Here is a 664-nt window from a genome sequence, read left to right on the forward strand (position 1 = left end):
CGAGACCAGCAACGGACAGCATGCTCTTACGCAAGATCGTGTTCATGGGGGTAGCTCCTTCGGGGGTAGGAACACCAGCGACACCGTTCCGGGGGAAGCGGTGGCGCGGGTGTGAGCACCTCGTCGGGCGCTGCACAAAAGGGGGGAAAGTTTGGGGGCGGCCTACGGGCTGATCGCTCGTGGCGCCGGGGCGGCGGCCTGCGAGCGGGGGGCTCGTGGCGCCGGGACCGGGTGTAACGACCGTCGGGCCGGGGGGATTCCCGCGGCGGTGGGCCTGAGGGGCGCACCGGTCGGTGGGGCCTGCGGTCGTTCGGGGGTCTGCAACGACCCGGCCGGGCCGGCCATTCCCGCCCCGGTCGAGCCGGGCGCGGTGGCCGTGGTCCTGCGATCGTCAGGGTATGTAACGACCCCCGGCCCGCCACGATTCCGGCCCACGGATGCACCCGGTCACACCCCAACAGCGCTCATAAACGGACATCCCGCCCACCCGGGCACGACCCCAACCGGTCACACCGAACATCCGGGCTGATCGACTCCAGATCGGCGATATCGCGGCATCCGGCCAGCCGGACACCCCCACATCGCCGACATCGTGTCGATCATGAGGACGGGCTAGCGTCGGCGACCAGGAGGGCGGGCTGGCGTCGTCGACCAGGAGGGCGGG

Origin of the sequence: Micromonospora sp. NPDC047557 (assembly GCF_043205095.1) — a bacterium.
GTDB lineage: Bacteria > Actinomycetota > Actinomycetes > Mycobacteriales > Micromonosporaceae > Micromonospora.